The organism is Sphaerospermopsis sp. FACHB-1194 (genome assembly GCF_014696235.1).
Classification (GTDB): Bacteria; Cyanobacteriota; Cyanobacteriia; order Cyanobacteriales; family Nostocaceae; genus Sphaerospermopsis; species Sphaerospermopsis kisseleviana.
Map to the genome: position 1 here is coordinate 1 of NZ_JACJPU010000004.1, position 19,578 is coordinate 19,578.

Here is a 19,578-nt window from a genome sequence, read left to right on the forward strand (position 1 = left end):
AGTCAGGAGTCAGGAGTCAGGAGTCAGGAGTCAGGAGTCAGGAGTCAGGAGTCAGGAGTCAGGAGTCAGGAGTCAGGAGTCAGGAGTCAGGAGTCAGGAGTCAGGAGTCAGGAGTCAGGAGTCAGGATAAAGAAGCATATTTATTCCCAGTCACCAATCACCTATGAAATAGAAAAAGAATTACCACAGCTACAGGTAGAAATGGCTATGGGGTTGTAGAAGCGAAAACCTCCACCCATAAGATCCTCTGAATAGTCCAGGGTCAAACCGTTAATATATTTTATGCTTTCTTTGTCTATGACTAATTGAATATTGTTAACGTCAAAAACCTGATCTTCAACTTTAACCGCTTCATCAAAGGAAATATCGTATAACCAACCCGAACAGCCACCTGGTTTCACCTGCAAGCGAAACAAGATATTTGGCTGTTGTTTGGATTTTAATCGCTCCATCTCATTGGTAGCTGCTGGACTTAATTGAATCATGGAATTTTTGTAGCAATCGGAAAATCCATATTCAATATTACAGGAGTTCAGGGAGCAGGGGGCAGGGGGCAGGGAGCAGGGAATAGTAAGAATTTAGTTTTTACCCAGTCACCAGTCACCAGTCACCAGTCACCAGTCACCAGTCACCAGTCACAAGTCACCAGTCACCAGTCACCAGTCACCAGTCACCAGTCACCAGTCACCAGTCACCAGTCACCAGTCCCCAGTCCCCAGTCCCCAGTCACCAGTCACCAGTCACCAGTCCCCAGTCCCCAGTCACCAGTCACCAGTCACCAGTCACCAGTCACCAGTCACCAGTCACCAGTCACTTATCACTACGAGCGTAGTCATCTTGGTAGCGAATAATATCATCTTCTCCTAAATATTCGCCGTTTTGAACTTCTATCAAAACCAAGGGAATAACACCCGGATTTTCTAAACGATGAACTGTACATTGTGGTACGTAGGTTGATTGATTGTTACTGAGTAAAATTTCACTCTCACCACACACGACTTTAGCAGTACCGGAAACAACTATCCAGTGTTCACTGCGGTGATGGTGCATTTGCAAACTGAGGCGATGTCCTGGTTTAACTTCAATACGTTTAATTTTATAACCTTTACCTTCTTCTAAAACTGTAAACGAACCCCAAGGACGCATTTCACTGGCTGCTATTCCTTTTGTGCTAATGCTTGCACTTAAAGATAGTGTATTATTTGTGACTTTTTCAGTAAGTTGAGCCATAATGACCTCGTTGTACAATGTACAAAATTTTAAGATTCTTAATATTTAGTGAAAAAATTTAATGAACTTTTTAAGAAATAAAATTAATCCATTAATTTCACTGTTATTACCATAGCAAAAATAACTCCGATCAAGTACTCCTTAATTATTCAAAATCAGCTTTCTACATTAATTCTTCATGAATGAAATATTAACTTATTCTCAACTTTAAATAGGGCTTGCTGAAAAAGTCTTGTCGTGATGACAGGTGACAGGTGACAGGTGACAGGTGACAGTTTCAAGAGTTGGATGGGAACGATTTTTCCTTTGAGTAAGAATTAAATGCAAGGTTTTTAAGTTTCTACCTCGTAAAAGCTCGCACTTTTTTAAGTTCCAGCAGGCTAAGACCCTTTACCTGTAATCTTTTCATCTTTATTCAGCAAGCCCTAAATATGAACAAGTTTATTATCCTGCGACAATATGTAAATGCAAAACTTAATAATATCTATTCAGAAATATTATTGAAAATTTTGCATTTTTTACGTGGGATTGACCGTTTACCTATGGTTAATAAAGATACCTATACCGTTATGAACACGGGCGGCTGTATTTGGTGAACGGTCGAGTAATTGCCCTCCCAAGTATAAACTTGTGGAACTGCCGCCGTCGAGGTTGAGGGCGTTAACACATCCCATGACCTGCATTAGTTGGGCGTGTTCTGCTAGGGTGGGTCCTAGTCCTCCGGCGCGGTTGTGGACTGCTGCTATGATTAAATTACCTGTACTGGTGGTACAAATGGCACTGCGGGCGGCTCTTTCGATGATAAAGGCGTTGCTAAATTTCTCACTTTGAGCATCGAGGACTATTTGGCGGTTTTGGATTAAAAGCGGACCTGCGCCGATAATGTGGGGGTAACGGTTAAAGTTAGCAGAGTTAGTGGAACTGGTAATGTTAACTTTTGTGCCAATAGATAATTTTGCGGCGTTGCTGGTAGCAGTACCCCGTAAAGTGAGGAGGTAGCCGTCTTTGGGGATGGGAACAGGGGTGACACCTGCTTTACCTCCTGGTGTTTGGTTGGTGATTTGGTTATTTTGAACTGTGAGGATAATTTCGTTATCTAGTAGGGGTGTGTAAGTTTGTCCCCAGGTGGGTGTATAACGAGCGATGCCGTTTTGTACGTAGGCACTGTTTAGGAAGAGTATGGGTAGGGTTTGGTTATTACTGGTGTTTAAAGTTTCGTTTAAAGTGAGACGACCAAAATAAAATTCTCCGTTGTTATTCCAGGCGATCGCACCTCTATTAAGTATGGGTCCTGATAACCATTGATTGTCTCTTTTAACTGCCCCTAGTGGTAATTTATTATTGCGGTTAAAATAACCACCATTAATTCCTGCTACTGCTAAATCCCGTTGTGCTGTTTGGATTAAGGGTGCTATACCTGTTTGACTGTCCAGACTAGAAGATATTGGTTTTAAAGTTAACCCAGCTTGACGGGGGTTAATTTCTAGCCAAACGACGGGAAACCTATCCTGACCTACATTTATAAATCTTTGTTGCCAGCGTAATCCCTGATTCCAGGTAATATCCTTTGTTACTAAAGCATCTGGGATAATGTCAACGAGTAAACGATTAGGGTTAGCTAGGGTAGTAATGCGGGGAGATGAACCAAAGGGAATACTGAGAGTAATCCTAGTTTGATTATTAGTTTGATTATTAGTTTGATTATTTACTGTTTCTACTTTTTGGATCAGTGCGTCCGGGTCTGGTGTGGTTGGTAGTTGTTTTCTTTGGTCTGGTGGTGTGGTTGGGGGTTGGGGTGGATAACGTTGAATTAAGCTATTATCAGCCGTACTATCTAGGGTGATGATCCATTCTCGGTTGGGTGGTGCTGGAGGTGTAGAACTGAGATTTTTGGGATCTGCTGATTTTCTAATGATTTGACCTGGTGCAGCTTTCCAAGGTGTGGGACGATCTAAATCAAAGACTAGGCGATCGCCTGTAGGTCTTTTCCCCTGACGAATATTATTGATTTTCGCCGGAGGGGTAGAAATTACTAGCTGATTTCCGTTAACTTGGATTTGCCAGCCGTTGGTTTGGGCAAAATTAGAAATATCTAAATAACGATATCCAGGAGAAAATTTAGCTTTGAGGGTGGAAGATGATGCAGAAAACCACTCTATTGGTTGCAATTCAGGATTCGTGGTATTTAATAAATCTATGCCTATTAATTGCCTGAGTGCAGCATCACTAACATAAGTGCTTACAGTTCCCGACGTTCCTGGTTGTTGTATCCAAGCACCTGGTAAATTTTTACCATTGAGAAAAATTTGATTACCTGATAATGGTGTTGGTAGTTGAGAAATCATCAGGGGGAGAGATTGAGAACGGATGGGAGATAGTTGAGCGTTAGTAGTATCAGCAATAAGTAAACTAAGTGCTGTTACTAGCATTGAAGACACAGAGTAGAGGAAAAATCGCAGTTTGTTCATTTCGATCATGAGCATTTTTACTATTTGTCAGTTTTGGGGGAATAGGGAATAGGGAACAGGGAGTAGCAAGAATTGAGTTTTTACCCAGTCACCAGTCACCAGTCACCAGTCACCAGTCACCAGTCACCTGTCACCTGTCACCAGTCACCAGTCACCAGTCACCAGTCACCTGTCACCTGTCACCAGTCACCAGTCACCAGTCACCAGTCACCTGTCACCTGTCACCAGTCACCTGTCACCTGTCACCAGTCCCCAGTCCCCAGTCCCCAGTCACCAGTCACCAGTCCCCAGTCCCCACTGGTTAAAATCCTAGATCCAAATATCAGCAAAAATTTTGCTATTTTCCTTGATATATTTATACAAACCAGTTTAAATTAGTCCATTGTCCCAAATAAGCACTTTTACGAGTATTACAGATTAATCTACCTTTAATTTTATATTTATTCACTCATGGCTAAAGTAAAAACCACTAAAACCGATAACGAAACCTTAGAACAAAAGCTGTGGAAGTCGGCGGACAAGCTACGGAAGAACATGGACGCTGCCGAATACAAGCACGTTGTTTTAGGGTTAATCTTCTTAAAATATATTTCCGATTCCTTTGAGGAATTACACCAAAAATTAATAGAGGGTGAAGGAATCTATGCAGGTGCAGATCCAGAAGATAAAGATGAATATATAGCCGAAAATGTGTTTTTTGTCCCAGAAAATACTAGATGGTCTTATTTACAAGCTAAAGCTAAACAGCCAGAAATTGGTAAATTTGTAGATGAGGCAATGATTACCATTGAAACAGAAAACACCCAATTAAAAGGAATTTTACCGAAAGTTTACGCACAACAGAAATTAGATAAAGCCTCACTAGGAAGTTTAATAGATTTAATTGGTAGTTGTAAATTAGTTAAAGATGAAAAAAGCAATGTTGAACAACTAGATTTAGACTTAGAACAGAATGCAGCCAAACTAAAAGGTGATGTTTTAGGACAAGTTTATGAATATTTCTTAGGAGAATTTGCCTTATTAGAAGGACGCAAGGGAGGACAATTTTACACCCCAGAAAGTATTGTTAAATTATTAGTAATAATGATAGAACCCTATTCTGGGAGAGTATTTGACCCTTGCTGTGGTTCGGGGGGAATGTTTGTTTGGAGTGAGAAATTTATCGAAGCACACCAGGGAAAGGTTGATAATATTTCTATTTATGGACAAGAAAGCAACGAAACCACCTGGCGTTTATGTAAGATGAATTTGGCAATTCGGGGGATAGATACTTCTCAAATTAGATGGAATAATGAGGGGTCATTTTTAAATAATGCTCATCCAGATTTAAAAGCCGATTTTATCTTAGCTAACCCTCCCTTTAATGATAGTGACTGGGGAGGGGAATTATTACAAAATGATGGACGCTGGGTATATGGTAAACCCCCCGTAGGTAATGCTAACTTTGCTTGGGTACAGCATTTTATTTATCATTTAGCACCTACAGGAAGTGCTGGTTTTGTGTTGTCCAATGGTTCGTTATCTTCCAATACTGGAGGAGAGGGAGATATTAGACAGAAATTAGTAGAAGCTGACTTAGTAGATTGTATTGTCATGTTACCAACTCAGTTATTTTATAATACTGGGATTCCGGCTTGTTTGTGGTTTATTAGTCGTTATAAAAATGTTAAACAGAATGGGAATAAAAACCGCAGTCGAAAGGGTGAGGTGTTATTTATTGATGCTTCCGAAATGGGAGAAATGATAAATCGCCGGAATCGGATTTTAATTGATAATGATATTAATAAAATTGCTGATACTTACCATCAATGGAAACTGGAGAAGGGGAATTATCAAGATATCAAAGGTTTTTGTAAGTCAGCAACTATTGAGGATATCAAAAAACATAATTTTGTGTTAACACCGGGGCGGTATGTGGGAATACCTGATGTTGTGGAGGATGGAGAATCATTTCAGGAATTGATGGAGAAATTAACGCTGGAGTTGGGGGAACAAATGCGAGAGGGGGAAGATTTAGATAAGGAGATTAAGGAACAGTTAGCCAAGGTGGGGTTTAGAATTGATTAAAAAATATAAGATAGACCTAACCCCCCTTTTACCCCTTTCCTACAAGAGAGTATTTGCAGAATCTCATTTATATTTCTACCGTAACCGTTCTAGATTTAGTGACTGGCAAGGAGTTATAATATATCCATCTCGCAATATAGAACAAAGTGATATTTACCCCCATCGTGGATTGCTAAATAGCGAACAAGTTCATAGAATATATTTAGATGAATTGGGAGATATTCAACAATTACCTGTATGGGTAGGGTTAATGGTACTGACGACCTTAAAAGAAAGTCAAGCACCAGCAGCAGCTAGGTATTTATTAACAAGAAGTAATCAAGAAAATTCATCAAATGAGATGATTTTAGAAATGATTACTACAATAATGATGTATAGGTTTGAAAATCTGACTTTACGGGAGGTTCAAGTCATGTTGGGAATATCATTAGAAAGAAGTCGCGCTTACCAAGAAATTAAGCAAGAAGGACGAGAAGAAGGAAGACAGGAAGGACGAGAAGAAGGAAGACAGGAAACTGCTTTAAATTTAGTCATTCGACTGTTAACTAAACGGTTTGGAGAATTACCGGAGGAAGTAATAAATAATATTGCTAAGTTATCTTTGACTAATTTAGAAAATCTGGGTGAAGCGTTGTTAGATTTTACCAGTTTACAAGATGTACAGATTTGGTTAAGTCAATTGCAAGATTAATTGATTTATTATAGGGGTTTAGCAGTGCTAAACCCTTAATTTAATTATTCATATCAGAGGTTCAAGTTATGCAAAGTAGTAGAGGTAAAATTATGACTCTGGAACAAGCAGTTTTAGAAAATTTGCGAGATTTACCCACAGATAAACAACAGGAGGTTTTAGATTTTATTCAATTTCTCAAGTATAAATTATCAGCTAAAATACCAGTCGCTATATCTGGGAATCAAGAAGTTTTAACAGAGACTCAAGAGGTTAATGATTTTTGGTCAGCTTTACAAGACTTTAGACAAAGGGTGGATTTAGAAAGTATTGATGATGATACTTTTGAGAATTTACGGGATAAGTCACCAGGTAGAGAGGTTAATTTATGAGTCTCAAGTATTTACTAGATACTAATATTTTATCGGAGGCTAAACGCCCTCTACCGAATGAGAAGGTAATGGCAAAGCTCAGGTTATATAGACAAGAAACAGCCACAGCTTCCGTAGTTATCCATGAGATGTTATATGGTTGTTTACGTCTGCCTGTGTCTAAAAAACGTCAAGATATAGAGGATTATATAAATAATGTAATTTTAGCACAATTGCCTTTATTTGATTATACTCTCCAAGTCGCACAATATCACGCACAGGAGAGAGTAAGGTTATCTAAGGTTGGTAAAAGTCCGGCTTTTATTGATGGTCAAATTGCCTCTATTGCGGTGACGAATGATTTGATTTTGGTAACTAATAATGTGGCAGATTTTCAAGATTTTGATGGTTTGCAAATAGAAAACTGGTTTAGTTGATTTAGTAAAGGTGGGGTGTTAATTATGAGTGAGTGGAAAGAAACAGAAATAGGTTTAATTCCTAAAGATTGGGAGCTTGTAAAATTTGATGATGAGATTGAGATAAAAAAAGGACAGGTTAATCCAAATAAAAATCCTTATGCTGATATGTTGCATATTGGATCTGAAAATATCACACCCAATTCAGGAAGGCTTTTAGAACTTAAAACAAATAAAGAACTTCGGATCTCAAGTGGAAATTACCACTTCACAGAAGAGGATATTTTATATTCTAAAATTCGCCCCTATTTTAATAAAGTTTCACTTCCTTTATTTGAAGGAACTTGTAGTGCAGATATTTATCCAGTACGTCCTAAAAATTCCTCATTTGATAAGTTTTTTCTATTTTATTATTTGCTTTCAGAGTTTTTTTTAATCCAAGCCATTTCTTTTCAAGCTCGTACAGGAATCCCAAAAATAAATAGAGAAGAAATAGGAAAAACTATTTTAATTAAGCCACCAATAGAAGAACAAAAAAGAATAGTGGCTGTTTTATCTTGTTTAGATGCCAAAATAGACAACCTCAGACGACAAAACGAAACCCTAGAAAAGATAGCACAAACCCTATTTAAGCATTGGTTTATTGATTTTGAATTTCCCAATGAAGAGGGTAAACCTTACAAGTCCTCTGGGGGTGCAATGTCTCCTTCTGAATTAGGCGATATTCCCGCAGGTTGGAAGGTTGGGAAGTTGGGGGATGTTGTAAAAAAAGCTAATACAGGTGCAGATGCTATACAAAAAGCTCCTATAGTAGATAAAGATACTGGTATTAAATGTTTACGAATTGGAGATTTAAGCAATAATAAACCTTATTATGATTGGGGATTTTGTGAAATTTCAGATAGTAATTACCAGCAGTTTAAGTTATGCAAGAATGATATTTTAATTACTCGTACTAGCATTCTTGGTTTGAATAAGTTTATTGTTGACGATATTAATGCTGTCTATAATAACGGTTTAATCAGAATCAAAATAAAAGAAGATTATTATCCACCATATATTTATGGCTTTCTAAGAAGTAAAAGATATTTTGATTATATCAGCATGATTAATAATGAAACTTCAACACGCCCAAACATGAAAATAAATTATTTACTTGATTTTCCAATACTTATATCTTCCAATTCACCAGTCAACCAATTCTCTAAAATTCAATTAGATTTTTTACAAAAAATTGAAAACAATAATCAACAAATCCAAACATTAACAAAAACCCGTGATGCACTCCTACCAAAATTAATGAGTGGAGAAATCAGAATTAAAGAATAAAAATAATTGTAGGTTGGGTTGTTCGCGTTAGCGTTGCGAAGCATGGAACGAAACCCAACATTTACCCAAAATTGATATAAGCACTTGTTGGGTTTCACTGCGTTCTACCCAACCTACAAACTAATAAACAATAACGCCATAGAGACATCATGTAAAAATCAAATTATAATTGAAATAACCTACTTAAAACCTGAATCATGACTGAAATTACCATTCACCAACTAGAACCAGATATTACCAAACTTTTAGAACAACGTGCAGCCCAAAACGGAAATACCATAGAAGCAGAAATAAAAGCCATCCTGCAAAGTGTATTAATACCAGAAAAAACACCGCAAATTAACTTAACAGATGCCATTGAAAACCGCTTTGCAAAATTGGGAGAATTTCAATTACCAGAAATTAACAGAGAACCTATTAGAACACCACCCAATTTTAATAAGCTGTTACACAGCTAAATTGTATAATCCTAATGTTCTGAACTCTTGTTTAACAGGCAAGATGCCTGTTCCACTTATACAAATTAAATGCACAACAGCTTACAACAGAAATATGAAAATAGTTCTCGATACTAATGTACTCTCAGAACTAATGAATACCCAAGGTTCAAAAAGAGTAAAAAATTGGGTGGCTACACAACCGAGAGAAAAACTATTTATTACCACCATTACCTAAGCAGAAATTCTCTATGGTATTGCTATTCTACCGGATGGTAAACGTAGTCAAGCCTTGAAAGAAACCGCCCAGGCTATGTTTATTGAAGATTTTGCTGAAAAAATTCTCCCCTTTGAAGAGAAAGCGGCTGTATGTTTTGCAGAAATTGCTGCACATAGAAAGAAAATTGGTAGACCTATTTCTCAAGCTGATGCTCAAATTGCTGCTATTTGTTTAGCCAATAATGCCGAAATTGCTACTCGTAATGTTGAAGACTTTAGAGAATGCCAAATTAACATTATTAACCCTTGGGATATATGGACAAACTAAACGAAGATAAAACCGAAGAATACACCATAGAACTATTACAAAATATTGGCTATGCTTATATACACGCTGCTACTATTGCCCCTGACAGCGACAACCCAGAACGCCAGTTAGAACGCCAAAAATATGATGATGTCATCCTCAAAAACCGCCTCACCCATGCCATTAACACCATTAACCCCCACATCCCCCTAGAAGCCAGAGAACAAGCACAACGCATCATTACCACCATTAGCAGTCCCGACCTAATTAATAATAACGAAACCTTCCATAAATACCTGACAGAAGGAATAGATATAGAATATCAATTAGACGGAATTACCAGAGGTGATAAAGTCTGGTTAATTGATTTTCAAACCCCAGAAAATAACGAATTTTTAGCAGTTAATCAATTTACCATCATTGAAAATAACCATAACTGCCGTCCAGATATTATATTATTCATTAACGGCTTACCCCTAGTAGTCATAGAACTAAAAAACCCCACAGACGAAAAAGCCACCATAGAAAAAGCATTTAATCAACTCGGAACATATAAAGCCGAAATCCCCAGCTTATTTACCTATAACGCTTTCTTAATAATTGCCGACGGTTTAGAAGCCCGTGTAGGTTCATTATCTGCTGACTTCTCCCGGTTTTTGAAGTGGAAACTTTCTGAAAAAAACGAACCCCAAGCAGGAAAAGAAATTGAAATAGAAACCGTAATTAAAGGACTATGTAATAAAACCACATTATTAGATTTTATTCGTCACTTTACCGTATTTGAAAAAACCAAACAAGAACACCCCCAAACCAAAATTACCACCATCAAAACCATTAAAAAAATAGCAGCATATCATCAATATTACGCCGTAAACAAAGCCGTTGATAGAGTCATTCAAGCTGTAAACCAACCCGTAGAAATAACTCAGGAATTATCACCAGAAAATAATTATCATCAAACTAGAAAAGGTGGCGTACTGTGGCATACCCAAGGCAGTGGTAAATCTTTATCAATGGTATTCTTAACTGGAAAACTGGTTTTAACCCTAGATAACCCTACCATCATCGTATTAACCGACCGTAACGACCTAGACGACCAATTATTTGATACCTTTGCAGCATCCCGTCAACTCCTGAGACAAGAACCCCAACAAGCAGAAAACCGCCAACAGGTACAAGAACTTTTAAACGTCGCCTCCGGTGGTATCGTTTTTACCACAGTGCAGAAATTCTCACCCCAAGAGGGAGAAACTATTTATCCCCTCATTTCCCCCCGTGCTAACATCGTTGTTTTAGCAGATGAGGCACACCGTAGCCAGTACGGTTTCAAAGCCAGAGAAATTGATATCAAAGATGAAAATGGCGTAATTATTGGTAAACAAACCCGCTATGGTTTCGCTAAATATATCCGTGATGCCTTACCTAATGCTACCTTTGTCGGTTTTACGGGGACACCAGTAGAAAAAACAGATCAAAATACCCCCGCCGTCTTTGGAGACTACATAGACATTTATGATATTGCCCAAGCCGTCACAGACGGGGCAACAGTTCCTATTTACTACGAAAGCCGACTGGTAAAAATAGACCTAGACGAAACCGGAAAACAATTATTAGCAGAACTAGACGAAGACTTAGAAGGACTAGGAGAAGGTGAAAACGTCCAACAAGCCAAAGCCCAACGCACCAAATTAGAAGCTGTCATCGGTGCAACCCAAAGACTAGAAACCATTGCCCAAGATATCATCCAACACTTTGAAACCAGGCAACAGGTATTTTTTGGTAAAGGTATGATAGTTACCTTTAGCCGTGCTATTGCCGTGCAACTCTACCAAGAAATAATTAACCTACGTCCTGAGTGGGGGAGTAACCAACTGGACCAGGGAACAATAAAAGTAGTCATGACTGCCGGTGCTAGTGATGGTGCAGAAATGGCTAAACACCACACCAGCAAACGAGAACGGAGTATTTTAGCTGGCAGACTCAAAGACCCCCAGGACTCACTACAGCTAGTAATAGTCTGTGATATGTGGTTAACCGGGTTTGATGCCCCCTGTTTGCATACCCTCTACATTGACAAACCCATGAAAGGTCATAACCTCATGCAAGCCATAGCCAGGGTAAACCGTGTTTATTTAGATAAACCAGGGGGGTTAATAGTTGACTATTTAGGAATAGGAAATGACTTGAGAGAAGCCCTAGCTTTTTATGCAGAAAGTGGAGGCAAGGGAGAACCTACATTAGACCAAGAAGCGGCTATTAATTTAATGTTGACTAAATTAGAAATAGTAGAACAATTAATGGCTGGTTGTGCTTATAGTGAATATTTCACCAGTGACACTGGACGGAAACTGCAAATTATTTTAGAAGCTGAGGAACATATATTAAGTTTAGAAAATGGTAAGGACAGATTTAATCAAGAAGTTACTGCACTGTCTCAAGCCTTTGCTTTAGCTGTTCCCTCAGCAGCAGCTATGAATGTAGCTGCACAAGTATCATTTTTTCAAGCTGTAAAAGCCAGATTACAAAAATTTGATAGTAACAGTAATGGACTTTCTCATCATGATATTTCCACAGCTATTAAACAAGTGGTAGACCAGGCATTAGTATCAGAAGGAGTAATAGATATTTTTGATGCGGCGGGAATTAAAAAACCAGATATTTCCATTCTTTCTGATAGTTTCATGGCAGAAATTAGAGGTTTAGAACATAAAAATCTGGCTGTGGAACTCTTGAAAAAACTCCTCAATGATGAAATTAGAACCCGTCAAAAAACTAATTTAGTGCAAAGTCGGAGTTTAAAAGAATTATTAGAAAATACTTTAAGAAAATATCAAAACCGTGTTATTAGTGCAGCAGAAGTAATTGAAGAACTGATTAATATAGCTAAGGAAGTTACCAAAGCCGACCAACGGGGGGAAGAATTAGGTTTATCTAATTATGAACTGGCTTTTTATGATGCTTTAGCTGAAAATGACAGTGCTAGGGATGTCATGGGAGTAGATAAACTGCGAGAATTAGCTATTGTTTTAGTGCAAAGAATCCAAAAAAACGCCAGCATTGACTGGAATATTAAAGAAAATGTCAGAGCGAGAATGAAAGTCATGGTAAAAAGGTTATTAAGGGAGTATGGTTATCCTCCTGATATGCAAGCTTTGGCTACAGAATTGGTGTTAGAACAAGCTAAATTATTTAGGGTTTGCTGAAAAAGTTATCTGTATTCTACCACTCCAGGCGATCGCTAATCTTGGTTAAGTCGCTTTATTTGTCTACTGGACAACCTGACAAAATTTTTGTCCACCGAGTGACTGGACAAACTAAAATTGTCCACTAGGAGAGTTGACAAACCCAGATGGACAGTCAAGACACAGAACTGATTAAAATTCACCTGTCACCTGTCCCCAGTCACCAGTCACCAGTCACCAGTCACCAGTCCCCAGTCACCAGTCCCCAGTCACCAGTCCCCAGTCACCAGTCCCCAGTCCCCAGTCCCCAGTCCCCAGTCCCCAGTCACCATTCCCCAGTCACCATTCCCCAGTCACCATTCCCCAGTCACCAGTCACCTGTCCCCAGTCCCCAGTCCCCAGTCACCAGTCCCCAGTCCCCAGTCCCCAGTCCCCAATTATCAGGGAATCTTAAAAAATTGTAATTTTTTTGGTCAATAAAGGTGATAATATGTATATTCCCTATTTATCTATTGAAAAACCATTCACCAATCATCCCGCTAAAACTACCAACGCTCACAGTTCTCAATAACACATCTCAATCACACTTTTAGAGAAACGGTTTATAATAGGGGTTCTAACTGATTTAGACCTTACGCAAGTGTCACACCAAAAATATGTCTTACGGTGCTTTAAACTGCATAAATCCAGTAAATCAATAAATTGTTGATATCTGATGCACCCTACCAATGTGACATTGATTATTGATAGATAGGGTTTGCTGAATAAACCTAAAACCTTGATATATCAAAGGTTAGAGGCTGATAAACACAGAAATTAGTGCAAGGGTTTTGAAGGGTATACCGGAAAAAGTGTGCATTTTTTGGGATTTCAAGAGATGGCAAAGAAATTTTCAAATCTCCTCCTGACTCCTGACTCCTGACTCCTGACTCCTATGCCCTCACGGAAAGACTTTCTCAGCAACCCCTAGATAGTTTCCTAGTTCTCAAACAGAGAAATAGTGTTGTAAAAAAAGAAACTCTCTCTTTAAGTGAAAGGGTGTTTAAGTGTGATAACTGTGGATTTGAATTTGACAGGAATTTAAACGCAGTTATTATTCTCTTAAAAACTATCAGTTAGGCAGTGTTTGCCTGTGGTGAATGGGGTAGTGCCGACATTACCAACATGAAGCAAGAAGTAAACTAACCTCAAAGTATATTTGAGTAGGTTTTATATAGTGGTTTACATAACGGCATATAGTGTTATATTTTGTAATACGCTGTGCTTGTTGCTGCAATAGGAAAATTGCTGGACAAAAGATAGCGGTATGTTCTTTTGCAATTAAATCTCAGGTAAATCCCAAATGGTGATCCTGAACAAATGGCCTATATCTGGCTAAAAGGGGATTAAAAAACACCAAGCTTCACTATCTAAATAAACGTAATAAACGTAATGTCAGGGAAAGCAAATTATCTAGATCAAGGTACTTCTTCTAAAAGTGCGGTGCATAAACACTTAAAAAAATAACGCGGCCATTTTAACATGGGTGAGCAGAAATGTAAACCTCAAGTTAAAATTTTTTTTCCCTAATTTTCCCTTAATTTTTAGTGATTATGTATTTCCCGACCGCTAAATCTTAGATTTTTTTCTTTGCGGTAGCAACATTTGTCACATTAATAACTCAACAATTTCACGATTCTTTCAGGAATAAAATATGAATCATCAATCATTGAATCAGGGTCAAAACATCACAATGACAAATATGGAAAATAGGTCAACTTATCAAGGTCAAAGATGGTTAGTTGAAGAACGGGATGCTTGTGGTGTAGGCTTTATTGCCCATCGCTGCAATATTGCCAACCATGAAATTTTGGCTAAAGCTTTAGATGCGCTGACTTGTTTAGAACATCGGGGTGGATGTAGTGCGGATCAAGACTCTGGAGATGGGGCGGGTATTTTGACGGCGATTCCTTGGGAATTATTGCAACAAGAAGGATTTAAAGTTGCTAATACTGGTAACATGGCTGTAGGAATGATCTTCTTACCCCAAGATGGGGAATCAGCCAAAAAAGTTAAAGAAATCTTTGAACAAGTAGCAAAGGAAGAAAATTTAACTGTACTGGGTTGGCGTAAAGTTCCTGTACGTCCAGAGGTTTTGGGGATACAAGCAAGAGAAAACCAACCCTACATAGAACAAGTTTTTCTTTCTTCGGCTGATAAAAGCGGTGATGAACTAGAACGGGAAATGTATCTTACCCGTCGTCGTGTGGTGAAAGCGGCGAAAAATATTTCTGAAGAATTTTATGTCTGCTCCCTTTCCAGCCGTACCATTGTTTATAAAGGTATGGTGCGATCGGCGGTATTGGGAGATTTTTACCAAGATTTAAAAAATCCAGCTTTTAAATGTGCCTTTGCTGTTTATCATCGTCGCTTTAGTACCAACACCATGCCCAAGTGGCCTCTAGCTCAACCCATGCGGTTACTAGGTCACAATGGGGAAATTAACACTCTGTTGGGTAACATTAACTGGATGATGGCGCGGGAAGCTACTTTAGATCATCCGATTTGGAAAGGACGCGCTGAAGAATTTAAACCACTGGTAAATACTGAAAGTAGTGATTCTGCGACTCTTGATAACGTGCTAGAGTTATTGGTACGTTCAGGACGTAGCCCTTTGGAAGCTTTAATGATGATGGTTCCAGAGGCTTACAAAAATCAACCTTCTTTAAAAGATCATCCTGAAATTGTTGATTTCTATGAATATTACAGTGGTTTACAAGAAGCTTGGGACGGTCCGGCGCTGTTGGTATTCAGTGATGGTAAAAGAGTTGGTGCGACTTTAGATAGAAATGGTTTAAGACCGGCGCGGTATGTCATTACCAATGATGACTATATCGTAGTTGCTTCCGAAGCGGGTGTAGTTGATTTCCCAGAAACGAGTATTATCGAAAAAGGTAGACTCGGACCAGGACAAATGATTGCTGTAGATTTAAACAGCAATGAAATTTTGAAGAACTGGGAAATTAAACAACGTATTGCTAAGTTACATCCTTACGGCGATTGGTTGCAAAAATACCGTCAAGAGTTGCCAGATTTGGTAAAACCATCAGCTAATGGAAATGGTAACGGTAATGGTCATTATGTAACTGAAAGTTCTGAAATACCCGATAAACAAACTTTACTGCAACAACAGATCGCTTTTGGTTACACTAGCGAAGATGCAGAAATGATTATTCAGCCGATGGCGAATACTGGTGCTGAACCGACTTTCTCTATGGGTGATGATATTCCTTTGGCGGTTTTATCGGAAAAACCCCATCTGCTGTACAACTACTTTAAACAGCGTTTTGCCCAAGTAACAAACCCACCCATTGATCCGTTAAGAGAAAAATTGGTAATGTCCTTGACGGTGGAACTGGGAGAAAGAGGTAATTTATTAGATCCGCAACCAGAACACGCGAGAAGATTAAAGTTAGATTCGCCTGTTTTGACTGATGCTGAGTTAGAAGCGATTAAATTATCTGGTTTTGGCACTGCTGATTTATCAACTCTGTTTTCTATTGATGCAGGTCCTGATGGTTTGAAGGCGGCGGTAGAATCTTTGCAAAAACAAGCTGCGGAGTCGGTGCGGGCTGGTGCGAAGATTTTGATCTTGAGTGATAAGGTTGCCCCAAGTGGTGAAAAGGGTATCAGTGCTGATTTGACTTATATTCCGCCTTTGTTGGCTGTAGGTGCAGTTCACCATTATTTGATCCGCGAAGGTGTGCGGATGAAGACTTCTTTGGTGGTGCATACCGCCCAATGTTGGAGTACACACCATTTTGCTTGTTTGTTGGGCTATGGTGCGGGTGCGGTTTGTCCTTATATGGCTTTGGATACGGTGCGTGACTGGTGGGCTGATCCTAAGACTCAACAGTTTAGGGAACGGGGTAAGCTGAATAATATTACTCTGGATCAGGCGATCGCTAATTATCGTCAAGCTGTAGAATCAGGTTTGTTGAAAATTCTCTCAAAAATGGGAATTTCCCTGCTTTCTAGCTATCAAGCGGCGCAAATTTTTGAGGCGATCGGTATTGGTGGCGATTTGTTAAATTTAGCTTTCCGGGGTACTACTTCCCGCATCGGTGGTTTAAGTTGTGCTGAACTGGCTCAAGAAGTGCTTTCTTTCCACAGTAAGGCTTTCCCAGAGTTGTCTGCTAAGAAGTTGGAAAATTTGGGCTTTGTTCAGTATCGTCCCGGTGGTGAATATCACAGTAATAGCCCGGAACTGGTGAAGGCGCTGCATAAGGCTGTAGATGGTAAGCAGTATGACCATTATGAAGTTTATAAACAGCATCTAAAAAGCAGACCTGCAACGGCTTTAAGAGATTTATTGGATTTTGCGAGCGATCGCCCATCTATTCCTTTAGAAGAAGTAGAGTCTGTCAGCGAAATCGCTCAACGTTTCTGTACTGGTGGTATGTCTTTAGGTGCGCTTTCTAGAGAAGCACACGAAACTTTAGCCATTGCTATGAACCGCATCGGTGGGAAATCTAACTCTGGTGAAGGTGGGGAAGATCCAGTTCGTTACAATATATTAAATGATGTTGACGAAAACGGACATTCACCCACTCTACCCCATTTGAACGGTTTGAGAAATGGTGATACTGCTTCCAGTGCCATCAAACAAGTCGCTTCTGGTCGTTTTGGTGTGACACCGGGATATTTAGCCAGTGCTAAACAAATCGAAATCAAAATTGCCCAAGGTGCAAAACCCGGTGAAGGTGGACAGTTACCTGGTCCCAAGGTTAGCCCTTATATTGCCATGTTGCGCCGTTCTAAACCTGGTGTAACTTTGATTTCACCCCCTCCCCATCATGATATTTACTCAATTGAAGATTTAGCGCAGTTAATTTTTGACCTGCATCAAATTAACCCCAAAGCTCAGGTTTCTGTGAAGTTAGTGGCGGAAATCGGTATTGGTACGATTGCTGCCGGTGTAGCAAAAGCTAACGCTGATATTATCCAAATTTCTGGACATGATGGGGGTACTGGTGCATCTCCTCTGAGTTCTATTAAACACGCTGGTAGTCCGTGGGAATTTGGATTATCAGAAGTGCATCGGGTGTTGATGGATAATGGGTTACGCGATCGCGTAATTTTAAGAGTTGATGGTGGTTTAAAGAGTGGCTGGGATGTCCTGATCGCTGCTTTAATGGGTGCTGAGGAATTCGGTTTCGGTTCTATCGCCATGATCGCCGAAGGTTGCATTATGGCGCGGGTGTGTCATTTAAACACCTGTCCCAAGGGTGTAGCGACTCAGAAAGAAGAACTGCGTCTACGCTTTACAGGTATTCCTGATCACGTTGTTAACTTCTTCTATTTCATCGCTGAAGAAGTGCGGAGTCTGTTAGCTAAACTGGGATATCGTTCTTTAAGCGAGTTGACTGGTAGGGCGGATCTGTTCACTGTGCGTTCTGATGTCAAGCTTACAAAAACCCAATCTGTGAATTTAGATTGTTTAACTAAGTTACCAGATGCTAAATCCAACCGTAGCTGGTTAGAACATGAAGAAGTTCACAGCAATGGATCAGTTTTAGATGATCAGTTCTTAGCTGATGCAGAAATTCAAGCAACCATCAAAAATCAATCTACTGTCACCAAGTCTTTCAAAGTTGTGAATACTGATAGAACCGTAGGATCAAGGTTAGCGGGTGCTATTGCTTCTCAATACGGTGATAGTGGTTTTGAAGGTCAAATTAACTTGAACTTCCAAGGTAGTGTAGGTCAAAGCTTTGGGGCGTTTATCTTACCTGGTTTAACCTTAACTTTACATGGGGAAGCTAACGACTATGTAGGTAAGGGGATGCACGGTGGGGAGATTATTATTAAACCCCCAGCAGATGCGACTTACAACTCAGCCGAAAATGTGATTGTGGGTAATACCTGTTTATATGGTGCAACTGGTGGGGTGTTGTTCGCTAGAGGTTTAGCGGGTGAACGCTTTGCGGTACGTAACTCTAAAGGTACGGCGGTTATTGAAGGGGCTGGGGATCACTGCTGCGAGTATATGACTGGTGGTGTAGTTGTGGTTCTGGGTAAAGTCGGCCGCAACGTCGGCGCTGGTATGACTGGGGGGTTAGGTTACTTCTTGGATGAAGATGATTCTTTCCCTGAGTTGGTGAATAAGACCATTGTGAAAATCCAGCGTGTAGCAACGGAAGCTGGTGAGAAACAACTCTATGACTTGATTAAAGCTCATAGCGATCGCACTGGTTCACCAAAAGCGCAGTTAATTTTACAAAACTGGTCAGAGTATTTACTCAAATTCTGGCAAGTTGTACCACCTTCAGAAGCTGATAGTCCAGAAGCTAATGTGGAAGCTGAAAAGGCTGGTAAACAGTTGAGTTCTGTTTAGTTAGCGATCAGTATTGCAGGAGGAAAACTCTAAAGTTGTTGGGAGTAAGTGTCATGTTTAGATGATGCTTACTCCTGGTTTTTAAGTGAAAGATTTGGTGATTGGAACTACATTTTTATATCTCACGCAAAGGCGCAAAGGAAGAAGGAAAGAAGAAGAGAGAGTTTTATTTTAAGCCGTGGCAGATGAAAGCCGCCCAGTAAACTGGATGTGAAAAGGGGCATTGATGGTTATAAGTTTTAATTTGATAAATCTGATATGCTAATTTTTGATATTTTTGATATTCACGATCATACTCTAAATACTTTGCATTATCTTCTTCTCCATGCGCTCCCATACCAGCAGCTATCTGTTTTATGGTTTGCACTAAATCTATATCTATCAGATGTTTGTTATTATCTAAAATTTCTGGTTCTTCTCCTCTCGAAGAATTTAGCAATTTATTAATTAATTCAAAATAAGCTTGTTTTTTTGCTTCATCCATTGGTAAAATCTTATCTGTAGGT

At 39.3% G+C, this 19,578-nt stretch carries 18 protein-coding genes; 14 read left to right on the forward strand and 4 right to left on the reverse strand.

Annotated features, from left to right (window positions below):
• Window positions 1-161 precede the first annotated feature (161 nt).
• Entirely contained in the window at window positions 162-485 is a 324-nt protein-coding gene (locus tag H6F45_RS03480) for an iron-sulfur cluster assembly accessory protein (protein WP_187041166.1), read from the reverse strand.
• Between H6F45_RS03480 and H6F45_RS03485 the strand changes: the two genes are divergently transcribed.
• Window positions 477-851 carry a hypothetical protein gene (locus H6F45_RS03485; RefSeq protein ID WP_190346468.1) on the forward strand — a complete coding sequence of 125 codons (375 nt, stop codon included), beginning with the start codon at window positions 477-479 and terminating at the stop codon, window positions 849-851. The genes H6F45_RS03480 and H6F45_RS03485 overlap by 9 nt on opposite strands.
• On the opposite strand, the gene H6F45_RS03490 is transcribed toward H6F45_RS03485, so the two are convergent.
• On the reverse strand, window positions 811-1,230 hold the full coding sequence (locus tag H6F45_RS03490; protein ID WP_096570173.1) for a cupin domain-containing protein: 420 nt from the start codon (window positions 1,228-1,230) through the stop codon (window positions 811-813). The two genes, H6F45_RS03485 and H6F45_RS03490, sit on opposite strands and share 41 nt — an antisense overlap.
• A gap of 536 nt (window positions 1,231-1,766) precedes the next feature.
• Window positions 1,767-3,713, reverse strand: coding sequence for a phosphodiester glycosidase family protein (locus H6F45_RS03495; protein ID WP_190346469.1), 1,947 nt, complete (start codon window positions 3,711-3,713; stop codon window positions 1,767-1,769).
• 57 nt (window positions 3,714-3,770) lie between these two features.
• Between H6F45_RS03495 and H6F45_RS03500 the strand changes: the two genes are divergently transcribed.
• From H6F45_RS03500 to H6F45_RS03555, 13 genes are all read left to right on the forward strand, one after another.
• Window positions 3,771-4,076: a hypothetical protein gene (locus H6F45_RS03500; RefSeq protein WP_190346470.1), complete on the forward strand. Its 306-nt coding sequence runs from the start codon at window positions 3,771-3,773 to the stop codon at window positions 4,074-4,076.
• A gap of 72 nt (window positions 4,077-4,148) precedes the next feature.
• Window positions 4,149-5,765, forward strand: a complete 1,617-nt coding sequence (locus H6F45_RS03505) for a class I SAM-dependent DNA methyltransferase (protein WP_190346471.1) — start codon at window positions 4,149-4,151, stop codon at window positions 5,763-5,765.
• A complete protein-coding gene (locus H6F45_RS03510) occupies window positions 5,758-6,456 on the forward strand; it encodes a DUF2887 domain-containing protein (protein ID WP_190346472.1) in 699 nt (232 codons plus the stop codon). Before H6F45_RS03505 ends, H6F45_RS03510 begins: the two co-directional genes overlap by 8 nt.
• Window positions 6,457-6,524: 68 nt before the next feature.
• Window positions 6,525-6,827, forward strand: coding sequence for a DUF2281 domain-containing protein (locus H6F45_RS03515; protein ID WP_242052549.1), 303 nt, complete (start codon window positions 6,525-6,527; stop codon window positions 6,825-6,827).
• Window positions 6,824-7,243 carry a type II toxin-antitoxin system VapC family toxin gene (locus H6F45_RS03520; protein WP_190346473.1) on the forward strand — a complete coding sequence of 140 codons (420 nt, stop codon included), beginning with the start codon at window positions 6,824-6,826 and terminating at the stop codon, window positions 7,241-7,243. The genes H6F45_RS03515 and H6F45_RS03520 overlap by 4 nt, the downstream gene beginning before the upstream one ends.
• Window positions 7,244-7,267: 24 nt before the next feature.
• Window positions 7,268-8,551, forward strand: coding sequence for a restriction endonuclease subunit S (locus tag H6F45_RS03525; protein WP_190346474.1), 1,284 nt, complete (start codon window positions 7,268-7,270; stop codon window positions 8,549-8,551).
• Between the two features lie 197 nt (window positions 8,552-8,748).
• Window positions 8,749-9,009: a plasmid stability protein gene (locus H6F45_RS03530; RefSeq protein ID WP_190346475.1), complete on the forward strand. Its 261-nt coding sequence runs from the start codon at window positions 8,749-8,751 to the stop codon at window positions 9,007-9,009.
• A gap of 43 nt (window positions 9,010-9,052) precedes the next feature.
• Complete coding sequence (locus H6F45_RS27250; RefSeq protein WP_347237700.1) at window positions 9,053-9,226, forward strand: hypothetical protein; 174 nt, start codon at window positions 9,053-9,055, stop codon at window positions 9,224-9,226.
• Window positions 9,227-9,232: 6 nt separating this feature from the next.
• A complete protein-coding gene (locus H6F45_RS03535) occupies window positions 9,233-9,535 on the forward strand; it encodes a VapC toxin family PIN domain ribonuclease (RefSeq protein WP_347237704.1) in 303 nt (100 codons plus the stop codon).
• Window positions 9,523-12,717 carry a type I restriction endonuclease subunit R gene (locus H6F45_RS03540; RefSeq protein WP_190346476.1) on the forward strand — a complete coding sequence of 1,065 codons (3,195 nt, stop codon included), beginning with the start codon at window positions 9,523-9,525 and terminating at the stop codon, window positions 12,715-12,717. Before H6F45_RS03535 ends, H6F45_RS03540 begins: the two co-directional genes overlap by 13 nt.
• A 146-nt stretch (window positions 12,718-12,863) precedes the next feature.
• The gene (locus tag H6F45_RS03545; protein WP_190346477.1) at window positions 12,864-13,160 is read left to right on the forward strand and encodes a hypothetical protein; all 297 of its coding nucleotides are present in this window, start codon (window positions 12,864-12,866) and stop codon (window positions 13,158-13,160) included.
• Window positions 13,161-13,734: 574 nt separating this feature from the next.
• Window positions 13,735-13,815 (forward strand): transposase, encoded by an 81-nt coding sequence (locus H6F45_RS27255; protein WP_236104013.1) that lies wholly within the window; start codon window positions 13,735-13,737, stop codon window positions 13,813-13,815.
• A 574-nt stretch (window positions 13,816-14,389) separates the two neighbouring features.
• A complete protein-coding gene (locus tag H6F45_RS03555) occupies window positions 14,390-19,072 on the forward strand; it encodes a glutamate synthase-related protein (protein ID WP_190346478.1) in 4,683 nt (1,560 codons plus the stop codon).
• 166 nt (window positions 19,073-19,238) lie between these two features.
• On the opposite strand, the gene H6F45_RS03560 is transcribed toward H6F45_RS03555, so the two are convergent.
• Complete coding sequence (locus tag H6F45_RS03560) at window positions 19,239-19,556, reverse strand: hypothetical protein (RefSeq protein WP_096570182.1); 318 nt, start codon at window positions 19,554-19,556, stop codon at window positions 19,239-19,241.
• Window positions 19,557-19,578 lie beyond the last annotated feature (22 nt).